This window comes from Streptomyces yongxingensis, assembly GCF_055597465.1.
The window spans coordinates 10,579,570-10,597,936 of the sequence record NZ_CM145717.1 but is presented as its reverse complement, the minus strand read 5'-3'; the positions used below and the strand labels follow the sequence as shown (position 1 = coordinate 10,597,936).

Sequence of the window (18,367 nt, the reverse complement as noted above, 5' to 3'; positions counted from 1 at the left end):
TTTCGGGTGGACTGTCAGGTGGGCTACTGGGCCGGTTGGCCCGGCCGTGTGGTGTCGGCCGGCTGCCGCGGTCCGTGGCCCCGCTCCTCGGCCCCGCTCGCCTGGGCGAGGCTGAGCCGGCGGGTTTCCGGCGCCATGCGCCACGAGACGGCGAGCCCGATCATTCCGATGCCCGCCGCGATGTACAGGCCGGTGCCGGCGCCCCATCGGTCGGTGGTGAGGGGCAGGAGGAAGGTGCCCGTGGCCGATCCGATGCGGCTCACGGCAGTGGCCACGCCCATGCCCGTGCCGCGCAGATCGGTGGGGAAGAGCTCGTTGGGGTAGACGAACTGCAGCGCGGCGCCGGCCGCCTCCGCCAGGTTGAACACGATGAACAGCGTGATCACCAGCCCGCTGGTGGCCCATGGATTGACCCCGAGAACCAGCAGCGCCACGGTGAACACGGCCGTGGAGGCGAGCAGCAGCGTCCTGCGGCCGAGTGCGTTGATGACGAGCATGCCGAGGGCGGTGCCCACGATCGCGAATGACTGCACCAGCACGCTGGCCCCCAGCGCGTTGCCGACCCCGAGCGAGGTGAGCAGTTGCGGCTGGAAGGTCTTCACCGCGAACGAGGGCGCCACCTGGCAGACCCAGAAGATCGAGCAGAACGCCAGCATCGGCCCGTAGCCGCGGCGGAACAGCTCACCGATGCCGCTCAGCGCCAGACCCTTCCGCACGGGGGCGGCGCGTGTCTCGGCGGCCAGCGCGTCGAAGTCGGCCTGCGGCCCCAGGTGTTTGGTGACGACCTCGCGCGCTTCGTCGGCGCGGCCGACGCTCAGCAGCCAGCGCGGGGACTCGGGGGCGCCCAGCCGCAGCAGCAGGAAGACGAGCGAGGGTACGGCCGCACTGGCCAGCATCCAGCGCCAGGCTCCGTCACCGAGACCGGCCATCAGGTAGCCGACGGCGTAGCTCGCGGTGAAACCCACCCACAGGACCAGCACCAGCGAGGCCAGCACCGGCCCGCGCAGCCGCCGGGGCAGGAATTCGGTGGCCAGGGCCGTGGCGATGGGGTAGTCGGCGCCGAGCGCGACCCCCATGACGAAACGCATGAGGAACAGGGACACGGCGTCCACGGCGAAGAACTGGAGCGCGGAACACACCACGAACACCATGAGGTTCACGGTGTACATTCCGCTGCGTCCGAGCCGGTCGGTGAGCGGGCCGAAGATCAGGCCGCCGAGGAACATGCCCATCAGTGCCGAGGCACCGATGAGCCCTTCGCCCAGCGAGCCCATTCCCAGGTCCGTGGCGATCGTGGGCAGCGCCACCGCGATGATGCCGAGGAGATAGCCGTCGCAGAAGGGGCCGCCCGCGGCGACGAAGGCGACCTTGCGATGGAATCGGCAGGTGGGCAGGTCGTCCAGGGGAACTTTGCGCGTGTCCACGGTGTCTCATCTCCCCAGGGGAATCGGCAGTCGGATGTGACGTAGGTCTCCGGCCGGTGGACACACGTTAGGCCGGGCTTAAGATGCCTGTCACGCTGAAGTTTTCGACACCGAATATCGACGGGATCGATATGTTCGTCGTAGAGGAGGTCGAGACTTTCCTCGCGATCGCCCGCTCGGGAAGCCTCGCCCAAGCCGCCCGGATCGTGCACACCTCCCAGTCGACCGTGAGTTACCGGCTGGAACGGCTGGAAAAGCGCCTGGGGCGGCGTCTTGTCCTCCGGGCACGAGGAGCGAAGGGGATCGGGCTGACGGCCGCGGGTGAGCGCTACCGCGAGCTCGCCGAGCAGTGGGAGCGACTCGTCGGCGAGGCCGCCCGGATCCGCGAAGCGCCGGACGCGGCCCTGGCCATGGGTGGCGCCGACGCCATCAGCATCTATGTGTTCGACTCGCTCGTCGGAGAACTTCGCACGCGGCTCCCCCAGTTGCGACTCACCCTGGAGAGCGGGCGCAGCACAGCGCTGTGCGACCGCGTGGTCGCCGGCCATCTCGACGTCGCCTTCGTCTTCTACGAGCCGGTCCACACCGACCTCCGGGTGCGTCCACTCGCCCGGTATCCGATGCTCGCCGCCGTCAACTCACCATCGATGGACGACGAATACCGGGACATCACCGGGGCGCTGCCGCTCTCCGCGCTGTCCCGGTCGAACGAGATCTACCTGCCCTGGGGCCCCGACTACGACCTGTGGCGGGAGCGGAACCTGCTGCGGGAGCCCGTCCACACCGTCACCATGGTGCATACGCTGCCGCCCCTGATGCGCACCCCGGACTGCTGGACCGTCGCCCCCTCCTTCATGGCCGACGACCTGAAGGCGCGAACGGGATGCCGTGTCGTCCCACTGCGCGACGGGCCACCTGACCGGACCATCTACTGGGTGGAGCACAAGCGCCGCCGGGCCGACAACGCCACGGCGTTGCGAGCCCTGGAAGACCTGCTCGCCCGGCGTTGAAGCGGTGGTCCACGGCGTATCCCAGCGCTTCCGGTCCGGCCCGCGGTCCGCGCGGTGTGAGCTCAGCGGTGAAGAAGCATCAGCTCCGGCCACTCGAGGAAGCGGGCGATGTCCCGCAGGACGAGCGAACCGAGTTCACCGTCGACCAGACGGTGGTCGAACGACAGGGCGAGGGTCGTGGTGTCGCGCAGCCGTATGCGTCCCTTGTGTTCCCACGGCGTTCGCCGCACCTGACCGAAGCAGAGGATCGCCGCCTCACCGGGGTTGAGGATCGGTGTTCCGCCGTCGATGCCGAAGACACCGAAGTTGTTGATCGTGAACGTCCCGTTTCGCGCGCCGTCCGGGCGTGGGCCGGCCCATAGCCGACCAGGACGGGCTCGCGGGCGGGGGCGGACGGCTGCTCGTCCCGGGCACCGTCCGGGGCGGGTGGATCGGCGGGCGTTCGGAGTGTGGCGTCGGGTTCGGGCCCCGTCCGCGGGGCGGCGTCCTCCTCCACCTGGAACGCGATGATCGGCGCGCCGACGGCCACCGCCTCGCCGGCGGCACACAGGATCTCGGTGACGGTCCCGGCGTACGGGCTGGGCAGCTCCACCGCTGCCTTCGCCGTCTCGATCTCCACGATGATGTCGTTGACGCCGACCCGGTCGCCGGGTTCCACGCGCGCTCGAGGATCTCGGCTTCGGTGAGACCCTCGCCGACATCGCGGCGATTACCGCGCCCAGGCCGACGTTGACGGGCGCCTCGTGGACGACCACGACGCGTCCCGTCTTCGACGCCGAGCGGCACAGTTCGGTGGTGTCGAGCGGCGACAGGGAGCGGAGCCGGGGACGCACTTCATGCTCGCCATGCACCCACAGATCATCGGACGGCCGTCCCGGATGTGGGTCCTGGAGCAGACGATCCGGCATGTGCTGGCCTCCGGGCGCGCGGAGTTCCTGTCCTGCGTACGCCGAGCGCGTCCGTCCGGGGCTCCTCGCGGAGCGGGACGCCACATGAGCGCCGGCATCGCTCCGGGCGTCGCGATCGTCACGGGGGGCGCCAGTGGGATCGGTGCCGCCGTGGTCGCGCGGCTGCGGGCCGACGGCACCGCCGTGGTGGTGGCGGACCGGGCTCCGGCCGCGGGGGAAGAGCGGCGCCGCTACCTGATCGGCAGAGCGGGCGCGGCCGAGGAGATCGCCGAAGCGGTGGTGCTGGCCGGGGCCAACGGCTACCTCACCGGTTCCACCCTCGCCGTCGACGGCGGCCGATCGCCGCACTGAGGGACACGGCTCCCGCACCGGGCGGGAGGCAGCGGGGTTCTCAGCTCTCCTCGTCCTCCACGAGCGCGAGCAGCGGACCCCGCTCGTTCTCGGGGACGTAACCGGCGTAGTACTCGTAGAGCTTGCGCCGCGAGATGCGTGCCGCCGCCAGGCCGTCCCCCGCCCGGATCGCCTCGAGCACCTCCTGATGGTGGCGGAGCGACTCCCGCATGAGCGCCGCGCCGTTGTGCGCATGGGCGACCTTGTCCGAGATCAGCGCGAGGACGGCGCCCCTGACCACCTGGTTGCAGACCTCGATGAGGGAGTTGCGGCTGGCCACGGCCACCGCCTCGTGGAACGCGACGTCGGCCTTGCTGAACTCCTCGTACCCCGCCTCGATCGCATCCGACATGACGGCGAGGGTCCGTTCCATGGCGGACAGCTCCTCCTCGGACCGCAGCCAGGCCGCAAGAGAGCTCGCCGACCCGTCGAGGATCATGCGGAACGAGATCAGCTCGGCCATCGACACGTTGTCGAACTGGACGAGCCGGGTCATCTGCTTGGTCAGGCCGGCCGACGAGAAGGGCAGGATCTCCGGGCCGTTCGGGTCACCCGGGCGCGAGCGGACGAGGCCCTCGCTCTCCAGCACGCGCAACGCCTCGCGCACCGTGGGACGGCTGGCCCCGAACTGCGTCACCAACTCCCGCTCGCTCGGCAGGCGCTGACCGGGCTTGAGGTCACCGCGCACGATCGCCTGCTCGATCTGCTCGACGATGCGCTGGTAGAGCCGTACCGGCGAGACCTGCCGGAACTGTGCCCCGTCGCTCAAGGCTTCTCCCCTTCGGGCGTGGTCGATGTCGTCTTCTCCCCCGTGGGCGCCCCGAGGCCGCTGTCCGGCCAGCGCGGGACCGCCTCGGCAGGCCGGTTCCGTTCGTACCATGCCGCCGCCCTCAGAACGCCGAGATCGTCGAAACGGCGGCCCGCGATCTGCACCCCGATGGGCCGGCGGTCCGCGGTGAAGCCGCAGTTGACGGTCGCGGCCGGCTGGCCCGACATGTTGTACGGCGCGGTGAAGCCGATATGGGCCATGGTCTTCTCGTCCCCCGGGAAAGGCATCGGCTGCTCGGCGGGAAACGCCGCCACCGGCGCCACCGGCGAGAGCACCAGATCGTACGGGAGCGTCGCCGCCACGGTCCGCGCCTGGATGCCCATGATCTGCTGGTAGCACTGGAGAACCCTCGTGCCCGGCACATCGGCGCCCCCCTGACACCACCGGATGATGTGGGGGTGGACGCGCAGCCGGGCCTCGGGCTCCAGGGCGCGGAAGTCGTTCCAGGACCGCACCCGCCAGAACAGATCCAGGTCGTCCAGGAGCTCTTGGGTCATGAACGGCCCGACCGGCTCCACGACGGCTCCCGCCGCCTCGAAGAGCGCGGCGGTACGGTTCACCGCGGCGAGGATCTCGGCGTCGCACGGCTCCCCGCAGCCGGCGTCCAGGTGCACCCCCACCCGCAGTCCGCGTACCCCGCCGTCCAGCGCCGACCAGTCGATGTCCTGCGGCGGCAGGCTCGACCAGTCCCGGGGATCGGGTTGGCTCAGGACACGCATGAACAGGGCAGCGTCCGCCACGGTGCGGGCCATGGGTCCGGCGGCGCGCCCCAGGTACGGGGTGTCCAGCGGGATCCTCCCGTAGCTGGGCTTGAGCGTGGCGAGGCCCAGCCAGGTGCCCGGCAGCCGGATCGATCCCCCGATGTCGGTGCCGACGTGGAGCGGACCGTATCCCCCGGCGGCCGCGGCCCCCGCGCCGGAGCTGGAACCGCCCGTCGTCCACTCGGGGTTCCAGGGGCTGCGCGAAATGCCGTGCCGGCTGGAGACGCCCGAGGAGAGCATGCCCCAGTCCGGCATCACGGTCGACCCGAGTACCACCCCGCCGGATTCGAGGACGCGCGCGGTGATGGGCGCGTCCTCCTCGGGGACGACCGGTTCGGTCCCCGCGTTGCCCGAGGGCATCGGGACGCCCCTGCGGGCGACGTTCTCCTTCAGCGTCACGGGCACGCCGTCGATGAGCCCGAGCGGTTCCCCCGCCGCCCATCGGGCCTCGCTGGCCAGGGCCGCCTTGCGGGACTCGTCCGGATTCCGCACCCAGAACGCGTTGAGCACACTCTCGCGCGCCTCGATCACCGACTGGACGGCGTCGTGGACCTCGACCGGCGACACCGTGCGGTCGGCGAATCCGGCCACCATCTCGACGGCCGACATGGCGGCCAGGCCCTGTTCCGTGAGCACTCGCACTCTCCTTACTCCCCCAGCTACCGCTGGGCGGCGGCCCTCTCGCGATGCCTGAGGGCGTTCGGACCCTTGACAAGTACAGCTTCAATCGCCACGGTACCTGCCAAGTGAGCTTACTGGTCAGGCCAGTAATAACGGAAGGTGCCACCATGACGCGGGACACCAAGGTCGTACGGCTCGCCGTCATACCGGGCGACGGCATCGGCCCCGAGGTGGTCGCGGCGACCGTGCCTGTCCTCCGGGCCGCCCTGGAGGCCGACGGCCACCGGCTCGAGGTGACCGCATTCGACTGGGGAGGCGATCGGTACCTCCGGCGGGGCGCGGCGATGCCGGACGATGCGGCCGACCTCGTCAAGCAGACGGACGCCGTGCTGTTCGGCGCCGTCGGACGGCCCGATGTGCCGGAGCACGAACTGGTCTGGGGCCTGATCATCGGCCTGCGGCAGCAACTCGACCTCGCCGTGAACCTCCGCCCGGTGCGCGCGTTCCCCGGCGTTCCCACCAAGGTGCGCGACACCGATGGCGTGGACCTGGTGATCGTGCGCGAGAACACCGAGGGCGAGTACGTGGGTGCCGGCGGGGTGGCGCACGCCGGGAGCGGACACGATCTGGGCATCGAGGTCGCCGTGCACTCCCGTCGCGCCATCGAGCGGGCGGCGCACCATGCCTTCGACCTGGCCGCCCGGCGGTCGGGCCGCCTGTGCCTGGTGACCAAGTCCAACGCGATGCGGTACGGCTATCCGCTGTGGGACCGGGTGGTCCGTGAGGTCGGCGAGCAGTACCCGCACGTCGAGCTGGAAAACGTGCTGGTCGACGCCATGGCCGCCCGTATGGTCCAGGCTCCGCGCTCGCTCGACGTACTGCTCGCGAGCAACCTCTTCGGCGACATCCTGTCCGACCTCGCCGCGGTGCTCGCGGGCGGTATGGGCATGGCACCCAGCGCCAACGTCCTGCCGGGCGGGGACGTGCCGGGCATCTACGAACCCGTCCACGGCTCCGCGCCCGACATCGCCGGGAAGGGCGTGGCGAATCCGGTGGCCTGCATGCTCTCCGGTGCGATGCTGCTCGACGACCTCGGACACACCGGCGCGGCCCGCCACGTCCGCGACGCGGTGGCGGGCGCCTTGCGGGATACCGGACACCACACGGCCGACCTCGGCGGGAACGCCACCACGGCGGACGTGGCATCAGCCGTTCTGCACACGATGGAAGGCCAGGGGTAGAACGTATGAGACATCACAAGCGGCCGGCGCGAGGTACCGGGGCGGTCGCAGCCACGCTCGCATGCCTGCTGCTGGCATCCTGCTCGGCCGGTTCCACCGCGACCGGCGGCAGCGCGGGGAAGAACTCCCTGAACATCGGCCTCACCGCCGAGCCGGCCAACTTCGACTTCACCAAAACCGAAGGTGCCGCCATTCCGCAGGCACTGCTCTACAACGTCTACGAGAACCTGGTGAAGCTGGACCAGTCCGGGAAGATCCGGCCACAACTGGCCACGTCCTGGAGCCTGTCCAAGGACCGCAGGACGTACACGTTCCACCTGGTGAAGAACGCCACGTTCAGCAATGGCGCACGGTTCACGGCCGAGGACGCCAAGTTCTCCATCGAACGCGTCACAACCGACTGGACGCTGGTGCAGAAGACACAGATGGATGTCGTCGACACGGTGCGGGCCGTGTCGCCCACCGAACTCAAGGTCACCCTGAAGCGGCCGAGCAACGACTGGCTGTACCGGATGACCACCCGCGTCGGCGCGATGTTCAGCCGGACCGGGGTGAGCAAGCTGGCCACCGAGCCGGTGGGCACCGGCCCGTATGTGGTGAAGAACTGGAACCGCGGCGACTCGATCACGCTGGCCCGTCGTCCTGGCTACTGGGGACGCACACCACACTTCGCGTCGGTCACCCTCAAGTACTTCAAGGACCCGACGGCCATGAACAACGCGCTGCTCACGGGCACCATCAATGTGATCGGCCAGATGCAGTCCCCGGAGTCCTTGTACCGGTTCCAGAACAACTCGAAGTACAAGGTCATCGAGGGCACGACCAACGGCGAGGTGGTCCTCTCGCTCAACAACGGCTCGGGCCCGATGAAGAATCCGAAGGCCCGCCAGGCGGTCCGCTACGCCATCGACCACAAGGCCCTGATGGACACCTGCTGGGCAGGTCGCGGCAAGCTCATCGGCAGCATGGTCCCGCCGACCGACCCGTGGTACCAGAACCTCACCAACCTGTATCCGTACGACCGGGACAGGGCCAAGAAGCTCGTCAAGCAGTCCGGCGAAGCCGGGCGTACGCTGCGGCTGCGGATTCCGACGCTGCCGTATGCCACCGCGTGCGGCACCGTGGTCAAGAGCCAGCTCGAACAGGCCGGGTTCAAGGTCAAGCTGGACCAGCTGGAGTTCCCCGCCGCCTGGCTGACCACCGTGTTCAAGAACGCCGACTACGACATGTCCATCATCGGCCATGTGGAGCCCCGCGACATGCAGACGGTGTTCGGGAACGAGAAGTCCTACATCCGCTACGACAACCCCGAGTTCCGGGCGTTGCTGGCGAAGGCGGACCAGGGCACCCGGGAGCAGCAGATCACCGACATGCGGGCGGCTGCCCGGCTGGTGTCCAAGGACGCGGCGGCCGACTGGCTGTTCCTGCTGCCGAACCTGATGGTGGCGGACAAGGACATCACCGGCCTGCCCGTGAACTCCGTGTCCGAGTCACTGGACCTCACCGGCCTGGGCCGGTCCTGAAAGGCGGCGTGAACCAATGATCGTCCGTCTCGTACAGCGGATCGGGATCCTCCTGGCCAGCCTGGCCGTGAGCTCCGTATTGGTGTTCGCGTTCATGGCGGTGCTGCCGGGGGATCCGGCCCGTGTCGCCCTCGGAACCAGTGCGTCGGACTCGGCGGTGGCGCAACTGCGCGAGCAGTTCGGGCTCGACCGGCCACTCGTGGCCCAGTACCTCCACTGGGTACACGGGCTGCTGACCTTCGACCCGGGGGACTCCTACATCTCCCACGCGCCCATCGGCCCGCAGCTCGCCGACCGCCTCCAGGTCACCCTGTGGCTCGTCGGCACCGGAATGGTGATCGCCTGCGTCCTGGCCCTCCCCATGGGCACGCTCATGGCCGTGCGGCACCGCAAGCCGTCCGGGCTCCTTCTCTCGGCCCTGTCCCAAGTCGGCGTGGCCATCCCGGCCTTCCTCGCCGGTATCCTCCTGATCACCGTGTTCGCGGTGGGGCTCGGATGGCTGCCGGCGAACGGCTGGACACCTCCGGTGCAGGATCCGGTCCTGTTTCTCAAACAACTGGTGATGCCCGCGCTGTCGCTCGGCATCGTGCAGGCCGCGGTGCTCACCCGCTATGTCCGCAGCGCCGTGCTCGATGTCCTCCGGGAGGACTATCTGCGCACCGCTCGCGCCAAGGGACTCCGCCCGACGCGGGCACTGCTGCGGCACGGGCTGCGGAACGCGGCGGTGCCCGTGGTCACCGTCCTGGCCCTGCAGCTCGCCACGCTGCTGGTGGGCTCCGTCGTCATCGAACGGGTCTTCGTCATCCCCGGGCTCGGCAGCCTGCTGCTGGACAGCGTCGCCAACCGGGACCTCATCGTGGTGCAGGACGTGGTCATGATCATCGCAATGGCGGTGCTGCTCGTGAACTTCCTGGTGGACATGGTCTATCTGCTGATCGACCCGCGGCTCAGGGGAGGTGCGTCATGAGCGCTCCGGACATCGAAGCCACCGTCGCGTCCGCGGTGCCCACCGGCCGCCGCCGTCGCCGCCCGCTCACGGGCAGCCTCCTGGTGGGCGGGCTCATCGTCGCGGTCGTGATCGGCATGGCGCTGCTGTCCTTCATATGGACACCGCACGACCCGACCCTGGTGAATCCCTCGGTGCGGCTCCAGGAGCCGTCGCCGGACTACTGGTTCGGCACGGACAAATTCGGCCGCGATGTGTTCAGCCAGATCCTGATGGGCTCGCGCACCACGCTGTTCGTCGGCTTCGTGGCGGTAGGAGTCGCCGCCCTGGTCGGTGTGCCCCTCGGCATCGTCGCCGGAATGGCGCCCCGCTGGTTCGGCGAGCTGCTGATGCGCGGCAACGACCTGCTTCTCGCCTTCCCGGCACTCCTGCTGGCCATCATGTTCGCGGCCGTGTACGGCGCCGGCACGCTGGTCGCGATGATCGCCATCGGCATCGCGTCCATCCCCCACTTCGCCCGGCTGATCCGTGGCGGCACGTTGCAGGTCATGAAGACCGAGTACGTCATCGCCGCGCGCGCGGCGGGCCGTGGGCCGTTCGCGATCGCCGTGCGGCATGTCCTGCCCAACGTCAGCAGTCTCGTCATCGTGCAGGCGTCGGTCGGTTTCGCCATCGCCGTACTCGCCGAAGCCGCGCTGTCCTTCCTGGGCTTCGGGACCCCGCCCCCCACACCGTCCTGGGGCCGGATGCTCCAGGAGAGCCAGGAGCTGCTGTCGATCGCGCCCCGGCTCGCCGTGTTCCCGGGCGCCGCGATCGCGGTGGCGGTGCTCGGATTCAATCTGCTCGGTGACGGTCTGCGCGACCGTTTCGACCCCAAGCTGGAGGACCGCCGATGACCCCGGCACCCGACACGGCACCCGCCACCGCATCGGCCTCCGGGCGGGGCTCCGCCGACTGCCCCGATGACGTACTGACCGTGCGGAACCTCGGCGTCACGGTGGGCGGCCGCAAGCTCGTCGAAGACGTCGGCTTCACCATCCGGGCGGGCGAGCGGGTCGGCCTGATCGGAGAGTCGGGGTCGGGCAAGTCGCTGACCGCGCTGAGCGTCATGGGCCTGCTCCCCGAGGGGTTGCGGACCTCGGGTTCGGTACGGCTCGCCGGAGTGGGCCATGACCTGGTGGGTGCCGACGAGGCGCGGATGTCCCGGGTGCGGGGCAAGGAGATCGCCATGGTCTTCCAGGAGCCCATGACCGCGCTGAACCCCACGATGAGGGTCGGGCGGCAGATCGCCGAGGTGCTGCTGATCCACCGGACCAGGCCCGACCGCGCGTCCGCCCGGGCCGCCGCCGTGGAACTGCTCGCCCAGGTGGGGCTTCCCGATCCGGCGGCCGCCGCGCTGGCCTACCCGCACCAGTTCTCCGGGGGCCAGCGGCAGCGGGTGGTGCTGGCCATCGCCCTCGCGAACGACCCGGCGCTCCTGGTCTGCGACGAACCCACCACCGCGCTCGACGTCACGGTGCAGGCGCGGGTGCTCGACCTGATCGTGCGGGGCGTCCAGGACCGCAGGTCGGCCATGCTCTTCATCACCCATGACCTGGCCGTGGTGGCCACCGCCTGCGAGCGGGTCATGGTCATGTACGGAGGGCGGCTGGTCGAATCCGGCCCGGTCCGGGAGGTGTTCACCCGGCCCCGGCACCGCTATACCCAGGGCCTGATCGGCGCGTCGGATCTGACCGTGGTCGACGACCGCGGCCGGCTGGCCACGATCCCCGGGTCGGTTCCGGCGGCGGGACAGTTCCCCGCCGGATGCGTCTTCAGAAACAGATGCGCCCAGGCGACCGACGTGTGCGCCACCAGACCGGAATGGGTCCCGACCGGGCCGGACTCCGGCTACGCCTGCTTCCACCCGGTGCCCGGGAGCGGCACACACGGGACCGGCACCCCCACGAACCAGGAGGCCGGCCGTGGCTGAGCAGCCGACCAGCGCCCCCCTCGCGTCCGAGTCGCCCACCGGCCCCGTGGACGCCATCAGCGTCCGCGACGTCACCCGCGTCTACGGGCGGCCTCGTACCTCACTGCGCCGCCCCAGCCCGTCGGTGCGTGCCCTGCGCGGGGTCAGCTTCGACATCCCGCAGGGGGAGCGGTTCGGCATCGTGGGCGAGTCGGGGTGCGGGAAGTCGACACTGCTGCGGATCCTGGCCGGGCTCGACCGCCCCACCAGCGGCAGCGTCGCGATCGACGGCCGGGACATCACCGGGCTCCGGGAGAGACAGCTCACGTTCGTCCGCGAGCGGCTCCAGCTCGTGTTCCAGGATCCGATGAGTTCGCTGGACCCGCGCATGCGCGTGGGCGACATCGTGGCCGAGCCGCTCGTGGCGCAGGGGCACCAGAACCGCCGGGAGCGGGTGGCCGAGTTGCTCGAGGCCGTCGGCCTGCGAGCCGACGCGGCGGACCGGTATCCGCACCAGTTCTCCGGTGGCCAGCGGCAGCGCATCTCGATCGCGCGCGCCCTCGCCCCGCGTCCGAAGATCATCGTGGCCGATGAGCCGGTGAGCGCCCTGGACGTGTCCGTACGGGCCCAGGTGCTCAACCTCATCGCCGACCTCGTCGACGAGCTGTCCCTCACGCTGGTCTTCGTCTCCCACGACCTGTCCGTGGTCCGCCATGTGTGCGACCGGGTCGCGGTCATGCACGCGGGACAGATCGTGGAGAGCGGGTCCACGGAGCAGGTGTACGAGGACCCACAGCATTCCTACACACGCAGGCTGATCGCCGCCGTTCCGACCCTGGGCAAAGCACTGTCCGGGGTGTCGGCGGCCGACCTCAACCGGGAGTAGCGACCGTGACCACCCACGTCAAACCCGCCGCCGGCGAATCCCCCGTGGTGGGGGAGTTTCCCGAGGGTCTTCCCATCGGCGACCACTGGGTCGAGGCCCCCGCCACCGAGGACGTCCGCTTCCCCTACGACGGGACGCTCGTCGCCCGGGCCCCCGTCGGGGACACCGGTCTCGCACGCCAGGCGGTGGACGCCGCCCTCGCGGTGCGCGAGCGGGTCGGACGGCTCCCCTCGCACACCCGCAGGGCCGCGCTGCTCGCCACGCACGAGGCGATCGCCTCGCGACGCGCGGACTTCGAGCGGCTTCTGGTCCTGGAGACCGGAAAGCCGCTGGTCGACTGCCGTGTCGAGGTGGACCGCACCCTGCTGACCCTGCTGACGGCGGCCGAGGAGGTGGCCCGGCTGCACGGGGAGACGGTGCCGCTGGACCTGCTGCCGTCGGGCGAGGGCCTGTTCGGCTTCTGGACCCGCAAGCCGATCGGCGTGGTGGTGGGCATCGCGGGCTTCAACTACCCGCTGTTGCTCGCCGCGCACAAGGTCGCGCCATCCCTGGCCGCCGGCTGCCCGGTCATCGTCAAGCCCGCCCCGCAGACACCGCTGGCCACCCTGTGGCTGGTGCACCTCCTCCGCGAGGCCCTCGGCGCCGCCGACGCACCGCAAGCCGCGGTCCAGTTGGTGACCGGGGGCCCCGAGGTGGGTGTCGCGCTGACCACCGACCGCCGGATCGGTGCGGTGTCCTTCACCGGTTCCGCCGCCGTGGGCCATCGGATCGCCCGGGACGCGGCACCCACCAAGGTGCTGCTCGAACTCGGTTCCAACGCCGCCCTGGTGGTGGCCGCCGACGCCGACCTGGACGCCGCCGCCGACGCGGTGGTGCGCGGCGGGTACTACGCGTCGGGCCAGGCGTGCATCAGCGTGCAGCGGGTCATCGTGGTGGACGCCGTGCGCGAGGAGTTCATGGCCCGTCTGACGGAGCGCGTGGCCCAGGTGGCCGTGGGCGACCCCCGCGACCCGGCGACGCGCGTCTCGGCACTCATCGACGAGCGGTCGACCGAGCGGGTCCGCGCATGGCTGGACGAGGCGGTGGCGGCGGGGGCCTCGCTCGTCGCGGGGGGCGGTGTCACCGACGGGGTGATCGAGCCCACCGTGCTGCTCGACGTGGATCGCGCCCTCCCCGTGTGGAACGAGGAGGTCTTCGCCCCCGTGGTCGCGGTACGGTCCGTCCCCGATCTGGACACGGCCCTCGACCTGGTCAACGACTCGCGCTACGGACTGCACGCGAGCGTCTACACCAGCGCCCTGGAGACGGCGTTCACCGCTCTCGACCGCCTGGAGGTGGGCGGAGTGGTCGTCAACGAGGTTCCCGGCTTCCGGTCCGATGTCATGCCGTACGGCGGTGTGAAGGACTCCGGGGCCGGACGGGAAGGCCCGAGGTTCGCCATCGAAGAGCTCACCGTCACCCGTATGGCAGTGATCCGCCCGACGACACAGAAGCCGTGAGGACCACAGTGCGAGCACAGGACCACACCGACGCGGTGGACGCGTACTCCCGCCTGTTCAGGCTCGACGGCCGCAAGGCCGTCGTGGTGGGCGCGGGCAGTGGAATCGGCCGCGAGAGCGCCCTGGCGCTCGCGGCACACGGCGCCACGGTGGTGTGCGCCGACCGTGACCTGACGGCGGCCGAGGAGTCGGCGTCGATGGGCCCCGGCCTTGTCGCGTACGCCCTCGACGTGCTCGACGGCGAGGCGGTCGCGCGTGCCGCCGAGGAGCTCGGGCCCGTCGACGTGCTCGTCTTCACCGCCGCGACGAATGTGCGCAAGCCCCTGCTCGACTACACGGCGGAGGAATTCGAGCGGGTCGTGGCGCTCAATCTGCGCGCGTCCTTCGACCTGGTGCGGGCGTTCGGCCGTGGCATGGCCGAACGCGGCGGGGGAAGCATCATCGGCTTCAGCTCGATCCGCGCGGTGGCCGTCGAGCCGGGACAAGGGGTGTACGCGGCCACGAAGGCCGGCCTCGTCCAGTTGCTGCGGACCGCGGCGGCCGAGCTGGGCCCGTCGGGTGTGCGGGTGAACTCCATCGCCCCGGGCGTCGTGGCCACACCGCTGACCGCGCAGATCCGGGCCGTGCCGGAGTGGTCGGATGCCTACGCCAGCAAGAGCGCCCTGGGCCGCTGGTCCCGGCCCGACGAGCTGGCCGGCGCCGTCGTCTACCTCGCGTCGGACGCGTCTTCCTTCGTCACGGGGAGCCAGCTGTTCGTGGACGGAGGCTGGACGGCGATCGACGGACGGTATACGCCGCCCAGCTGACCGGAGGTCGCATGTGCTCCAGGCCCCTCTTCCGGGGCGGTTCGCCCCGGAAGAGGGGCCCGGAGCGTCAGGGGCCGGATCAGTCGACGCGCTCGAAGGGCTCGGTGCCCTCTTCGTCCGGGGCGACCGTGAACACGACCTTCTCGAACCCTCCGGTGAACGCGAATTCGCCCTCGTAGTTGGGCGAGGAGGGCGACAGGGTGTCCCGGCCGATGTCCATGCCCTGCCATCCCAGGAAGTGCGGGAGGACCCGCGGAATGGCCTCGGTGCCGACCGGTCTTCCCGACACGTACAGGTGTCCGGTGCCTCGCATGTCAGCGGTCTTGACGAATTCGAAGCTCAACTCGGCCGGGCCGGTGGGGAGTTCTTCCTCCGAGGTCACCGTGTACCGGGTGCCGAGGAAGTTGTACTCGTAGACCAGCCGGTTGTCCTTGACGTACAGGACGTATCCGCTGCTGATGTTGCCCAGGGACACCAGGACACCCTCGTCCGCCGCGGTGGCCCGGTCGACATGCGCGGTGATGCGGTGTGCGCGGTTCATCACCGGAGGCACCGCGGCGATGGGCAGATGGGCCATGCCGGGGTAGTAGGTGAAGGTGGTGCGCCTGCGCGGGGAGCCGGGACGTGGAATCTTCGCCCGGTAGGCGAATCCGTTGTCGTCCAGCGGCAGCACATCGTACTTCCCCGCCTCCACCCAGAAGCGGGCGATCATCTTCTGGAGTTGCTCGGGGTGGGTCTGCGCCAGGTCGTCGCACTCCGAGAAGTCGGTGTCATGGTGGTACAGCTCCCATTGGTCGTCGTCGAACGACGTTCCGCGCTGGTGGAAGGCGACAGCCTTCCAGCCGTCGTGCCAGATCGCGCGGTGCCCGAACATCTCGAAGTACTGGGCTTCCTTGCGCGTGGGCGCGGTCGGCGAGCCGAAGGTGTACGCCATGCTGACACCGTGGATCGGCAGTTGGGGGATGCCGTTGTACACCTCGGGAGCCTGCACGCCGAGCACGTCGAAGAGGGTCGGCATGATGTCGTTGACGTGGTGGAACTGCTGCCTGACCTCGCCGGTGCGCGGCAGCCCGCGGGGCCACCGCACGATGAGCGGGCAGCGGACGCCGCCTTCGTGGGTGTTCTGCTTGTAGCGCTTGAACGGTGTGTTGCCCGCCTGTGCCCAGCCCCAGGGGTAGTTGGCGTGAGCGCGTGTGGTGCCGATGTCATCGATCCGCGCGACCATCTCCTCGAGGTCCTCGGCGATGCCGTTCTGGAACGCGGTGGGGTTGAGCGAACCCTTCTGCCCGCCTTCCTGGCTGGCCCCGTTGTCCGAGAGCAGGATGGTGATGGTGTTCTCCATCTGGCCTATCCGCTCCAGGAACTCCATGAGCCGGCCGATGTGGTGGTCGGTGTGGTCGAGCATCGCCGCGTATGCCTCCTGGAGGCGTACGGACAGCTTCCTCTCGTCGTCCGACAGCTCATCGAACGGAACGACCCCGGGGTTGCGCGGCGCCAGTTCGGTGCCGGGTGGCAGGATGCCCCGTTCGAGCTGGCGGGCGTGGCGAGTGGCGCGCTCGGCGTCCCAGCCGTGGTCGAACCGGCCACGGTACTTCTCCAAGTACTCCTGAGGAGCCTGGTGCGGGGCGTGCGCCGCGCCGAATGCCAGGTAGAGGAAGAAAGGCTTCTCCGGAGTGACCGATGTCTGGTCGCGGACGAACTCGATCGCCCGGTCGACCAGGTCCTCGCTGAGGTGGTAGCCCTCTTCCGGGGTCTTCGGCGGGTCCACGGCGTGGTTGTCGTAGAACAGCTCCGGATGGAAGCTGTCCGTCTCGGCTTCCAGGAATCCGTAGTAGCGCTCGAACCCGCGCGACAGCGGCCACTGGGTGTACGGCCCGGACGGGGTGGTCTGCTCCATCGGCGCCAGATGCCACTTGCCGACGGCCATGGTGTTGAAGCCGTTGTCGCGCAGCACCTCGGGCAGGGTCGCGGCGGCCGTGGTGATCCGCCCCCGGCCGCTGGGGAATCCGGTGTCGAAGTTGGACAGCATGCGCATGCCGACGGAGTGGTGGTTCCGGCCGGTCAGCAGGGAGGCACGGGTCGGCGAACACAGCGTGGTGGTGTGGAAGTTCGCATAGCGAAGGCCGCCGCTGGCGAGGGCGTCCATGGCGGGGGTGTCGATGTCCGAGCCGAAGCAGCCGAGATCGGAGAAGCCGACGTCGTCGAGCACGATGACCACGACGTTGGGCGTGTCCTCGGGAAGCGTCTGCTGCTCGGGCCACCAGGGAGTCGACTCCTCGTAGGTGGTGCCGATCTTGCCTTGGAAAGTACCGCTCACGGACGGCGAATGAGGAGAGGCGTTGGTCATCCAGGACGCTCCTTGGCGTGGACATTTCGATCCGAGGACGCTCCAGTTAACTGGTCTTACCAGTAGGCGGTGTAAGTTTCACCTGCCCCCGAGGTGGTGTCAACCAAGGCGCCGTCAGCGGGCCGGGGGCGGATCCGCCGCGCAGCGAAACCCCATGTGGCCGGTGCTGCTGTCCGGTGTGTTGGACGTGCGCGCGGCGACGCGGTAGCGGTTGCAGTACGACGCGTGGCACAGATAGGAGCCGCCGCGGATCACCTTCGCCTCCCCGGTGGGAGGTCCGGCCGGGTCCCGGCGGGTCTCGGGCCGGTCGGCCACCTGCCATGTGGTGCTCCACCAGTCGGAGCACCATTCCCACACATTGCCGGACGTGTTGTACAGGCCGAAGTTGTTGGCTCGGTAGGATTTGACCGGCGCGGTTCCCAGATACCCGTCCTCACCGGTGTTGACCTGCGGGAACCGCCCCTGCCAAATGTTGCAGCGGTGCTGTCCCCGAGGCAGGAGCTCATCCCCCCACGGGTAGCGGGAGCGCTCCAGACCGCCACGCGCCGCCATCTCCCACTCCGCCTCCGTGGGCAGGCGCTTGCCCGCCCACGCCGCGTAGGCGGACGCGTCGCGCCAGGAGACGTGGACGACGGGGTGGTTCGACAGATCGGTCCATGACGACCCCGGCCCGTAGGGGGCCCGCCAGCACGCCCCGTCGACCGCGAGCCACCAGGGCGCCTCCGCCACCGTGCCCTCGCGCACCATGCGCCGGGCATCGGGGTGGACGAGTGCGTAGAACACGAAGGACCAGCCGTAGCGCTCGGCGTCGGTCCGGTAGCCGCTGCTGCGCGTGAACGCCGCAAACTGCCGGTTGGTGACGGTGGTCGCGTCGATGAGGAACGGTGACAGCCGCACCTCCCGGACCGGGCCCTCACCGTCCTCGGGAAACGCGTCGGCGTCGTCGCCCCCCATCCGAAACGTCCCTCCGGGGATGCGCAGCATGGCGCGCAGCCCCTGCGCCCGGTCCCGCTCCGGGGCCCGGACCCGCACGGCGGACGCTTCGGGAATCTCCTCGCCGCCCCCGGACATGGGGGCACAACATGCGCCTGACATCGCTCCTCCGACCGCGGGCCGCTGTTCCTCGCCCGGCTGACCACACATTCTCCGTCGGCTCGAGCGTACGGCCCACCACGCCCGCCCCGACCGGCGGCCGGGAGTCGGTCGCGTCCCTGAAGGTCCAGGG

15 protein-coding genes and 3 pseudogenes are annotated in these 18,367 nt (G+C 70.1%); 10 read left to right on the top strand and 8 right to left on the bottom strand.

What is annotated here, in order from left to right; all coding sequences use genetic code 11:
- Window positions 1-23 precede the first annotated feature (23 nt).
- Complete coding sequence (locus tag ACZ6TD_RS44895; protein WP_471347578.1) at window positions 24-1,424, bottom strand: MFS transporter; 1,401 nt, start codon at window positions 1,422-1,424, stop codon at window positions 24-26.
- Window positions 1,425-1,555: 131 nt separating this feature from the next.
- Here ACZ6TD_RS44895 and ACZ6TD_RS44890 point away from each other — a divergent pair, with 131 nt between their 5' ends.
- A complete protein-coding gene (locus tag ACZ6TD_RS44890; RefSeq protein WP_471347577.1) occupies window positions 1,556-2,434 on the top strand; it encodes a LysR family transcriptional regulator in 879 nt (292 codons plus the stop codon).
- Between the two features lie 62 nt (window positions 2,435-2,496).
- On the opposite strand, the pseudogene ACZ6TD_RS44885 reads toward ACZ6TD_RS44890, so the two are convergent.
- The 3 pseudogenes from ACZ6TD_RS44885 to ACZ6TD_RS44875 form a co-directional block, all read right to left on the bottom strand.
- Window positions 2,497-2,811 (bottom strand): annotated as a pseudogene (locus ACZ6TD_RS44885) (2-oxo acid dehydrogenase subunit E2); the annotation flags it as partial.
- A gap of 185 nt (window positions 2,812-2,996) precedes the next feature.
- A pseudogene (locus ACZ6TD_RS44880) lies at window positions 2,997-3,053 on the bottom strand (hypothetical protein); the annotation flags it as partial.
- A gap of 130 nt (window positions 3,054-3,183) precedes the next feature.
- Window positions 3,184-3,342: pseudogene (locus tag ACZ6TD_RS44875) on the bottom strand (hypothetical protein); the annotation flags it as partial.
- On the opposite strand from ACZ6TD_RS44875, the gene ACZ6TD_RS44870 reads away from it, so the two are divergent.
- Complete coding sequence (locus ACZ6TD_RS44870; protein WP_471347575.1) at window positions 3,280-3,693, top strand: hypothetical protein; 414 nt, start codon at window positions 3,280-3,282, stop codon at window positions 3,691-3,693. The pseudogene ACZ6TD_RS44875 and the gene ACZ6TD_RS44870 overlap by 63 nt on opposite strands.
- A 40-nt stretch (window positions 3,694-3,733) precedes the next feature.
- Here ACZ6TD_RS44870 and ACZ6TD_RS44865 read toward each other — a convergent pair whose 3' ends face one another.
- On the bottom strand, window positions 3,734-4,501 hold the full coding sequence (locus ACZ6TD_RS44865; protein WP_471347573.1) for a FadR/GntR family transcriptional regulator: 768 nt from the start codon (window positions 4,499-4,501) through the stop codon (window positions 3,734-3,736).
- The gene (locus tag ACZ6TD_RS44860; protein ID WP_471347571.1) at window positions 4,498-5,958 is read right to left on the bottom strand and encodes an amidase; all 1,461 of its coding nucleotides are present in this window, start codon (window positions 5,956-5,958) and stop codon (window positions 4,498-4,500) included. Before ACZ6TD_RS44860 ends, ACZ6TD_RS44865 begins: the two co-directional genes overlap by 4 nt.
- 152 nt (window positions 5,959-6,110) lie before the next feature.
- On the opposite strand from ACZ6TD_RS44860, the gene ACZ6TD_RS44855 reads away from it, so the two are divergent.
- Genes ACZ6TD_RS44855 through ACZ6TD_RS44820 form a run of 8 tightly spaced genes read left to right on the top strand, consistent with a single transcriptional unit; the run spans window position 6,111 to window position 14,795 of the window.
- Window positions 6,111-7,184, top strand: coding sequence for an isocitrate/isopropylmalate dehydrogenase family protein (locus tag ACZ6TD_RS44855; RefSeq protein ID WP_471347569.1), 1,074 nt, complete (start codon window positions 6,111-6,113; stop codon window positions 7,182-7,184).
- 5 nt (window positions 7,185-7,189) lie between these two features.
- Window positions 7,190-8,707: an ABC transporter substrate-binding protein gene (locus tag ACZ6TD_RS44850; protein ID WP_471347568.1), complete on the top strand. Its 1,518-nt coding sequence runs from the start codon at window positions 7,190-7,192 to the stop codon at window positions 8,705-8,707.
- Window positions 8,708-8,723: 16 nt separating this feature from the next.
- Entirely contained in the window at window positions 8,724-9,674 is a 951-nt protein-coding gene (locus tag ACZ6TD_RS44845) for an ABC transporter permease (protein WP_471347566.1), read from the top strand.
- The gene (locus ACZ6TD_RS44840; RefSeq protein WP_471347564.1) at window positions 9,671-10,549 is read left to right on the top strand and encodes an ABC transporter permease; all 879 of its coding nucleotides are present in this window, start codon (window positions 9,671-9,673) and stop codon (window positions 10,547-10,549) included. The genes ACZ6TD_RS44845 and ACZ6TD_RS44840 overlap by 4 nt, the downstream gene beginning before the upstream one ends.
- A complete protein-coding gene (locus tag ACZ6TD_RS44835) occupies window positions 10,546-11,625 on the top strand; it encodes an ABC transporter ATP-binding protein (protein ID WP_471347563.1) in 1,080 nt (359 codons plus the stop codon). Before ACZ6TD_RS44840 ends, ACZ6TD_RS44835 begins: the two co-directional genes overlap by 4 nt.
- Window positions 11,618-12,490 (top strand): ATP-binding cassette domain-containing protein, encoded by an 873-nt coding sequence (locus ACZ6TD_RS44830; RefSeq protein WP_471347561.1) that lies wholly within the window; start codon window positions 11,618-11,620, stop codon window positions 12,488-12,490. Before ACZ6TD_RS44835 ends, ACZ6TD_RS44830 begins: the two co-directional genes overlap by 8 nt.
- Before the next feature lie 5 nt (window positions 12,491-12,495).
- Entirely contained in the window at window positions 12,496-13,989 is a 1,494-nt protein-coding gene (locus ACZ6TD_RS44825) for an aldehyde dehydrogenase family protein (RefSeq protein ID WP_471347560.1), read from the top strand.
- An 8-nt stretch (window positions 13,990-13,997) separates the two neighbouring features.
- Window positions 13,998-14,795: an SDR family NAD(P)-dependent oxidoreductase gene (locus ACZ6TD_RS44820; RefSeq protein WP_471358615.1), complete on the top strand. Its 798-nt coding sequence runs from the start codon at window positions 13,998-14,000 to the stop codon at window positions 14,793-14,795.
- Between the two features lie 79 nt (window positions 14,796-14,874).
- Here ACZ6TD_RS44820 and ACZ6TD_RS44815 read toward each other — a convergent pair whose 3' ends face one another.
- Window positions 14,875-17,142: an arylsulfatase gene (locus tag ACZ6TD_RS44815; protein WP_471347558.1), complete on the bottom strand. Its 2,268-nt coding sequence runs from the start codon at window positions 17,140-17,142 to the stop codon at window positions 14,875-14,877.
- Between the two features lie 114 nt (window positions 17,143-17,256).
- Complete coding sequence (locus ACZ6TD_RS44810; RefSeq protein ID WP_471347556.1) at window positions 17,257-18,237, bottom strand: formylglycine-generating enzyme family protein; 981 nt, start codon at window positions 18,235-18,237, stop codon at window positions 17,257-17,259.
- Window positions 18,238-18,367 lie beyond the last annotated feature (130 nt).